Annotated in this window: 1 protein-coding gene; it reads right to left on the bottom strand. The window is 65.0% G+C overall.

The features are described 5' to 3' along the window. Positions 1-232 precede the first annotated feature (232 nt). Positions 233-723, bottom strand: a 491-nt coding sequence (locus EN914_RS37285) for a DUF4159 domain-containing protein (protein WP_164779261.1), incomplete at its 5' end; no start/stop codon positions are given.

Here is a 723-nt window from a genome sequence, read left to right as displayed (position 1 = left end):
ACACCGGGTTGAACAAAGCGGCGGCGAGCGCCAAAAGGGCGATGAAGCGGAAGACCGAGCCGCGCTGGCGAAACCACAGGCCGACAAGCGCCAGCAGCGCCAGCGGCACCAGCGCCAAGGCCAACAGGGGCCAGGAGATCAGCGGTTCGAAGGAAATCGACCAGTTCATTCCTTACCCTCCTCTTTTTGGGGAGGGTTTATCCGCGACCGGAGGGCACCAAACAAACTCATCTTACTGCCCCAGCCGTTCGAGCAGTATGGGCACGTGCACCTGGTCGGATTTGTAGTTGCCGGTCAGCATGTACATCATGATGTTGACGCCGGCGCGCAGCGCGTAGACGCGCTGCATCGGGTCCGCCGGTACGGTCGGCAGCAGCGGATCGCCATTCTCGTCGACCGCCCAGGCGCCGGCAAAATCATTGGCGGTGATCATGATAGGCGAGACGCCGTCGCCGGTGCGCACCGGCCGGTTCTCGGCATTGCTGGCGTCGAGCGACGCCTCGACCCACAGTGGGCTGCCGGCGAAGCGGCCGGGGAATTCGGGCAGGATGAAGAAGGATTTGGTCAGCACGTGGTCGGACGGCACCGGCTCCAGCGGCGGCACGTTGAGGTTGCCGAGGATGTCGCGCAGCCGCTCCGTCGCCGGGCTGGTCGAATCGGCGCCGATGCCGTTGGCGAACTGGTCGCGGGTGTCGAACAGCACCGTGCCGCCCTGCTGCATAT

This window comes from Mesorhizobium sp. M7A.F.Ca.CA.001.08.2.1 (assembly GCF_003998455.1).
Lineage (GTDB): Bacteria > Pseudomonadota > Alphaproteobacteria > Rhizobiales > Rhizobiaceae > Mesorhizobium > Mesorhizobium ciceri.
Note: the sequence above shows the minus strand (reverse complement) of the source record. Positions and strands in the feature narration are given on the sequence as shown.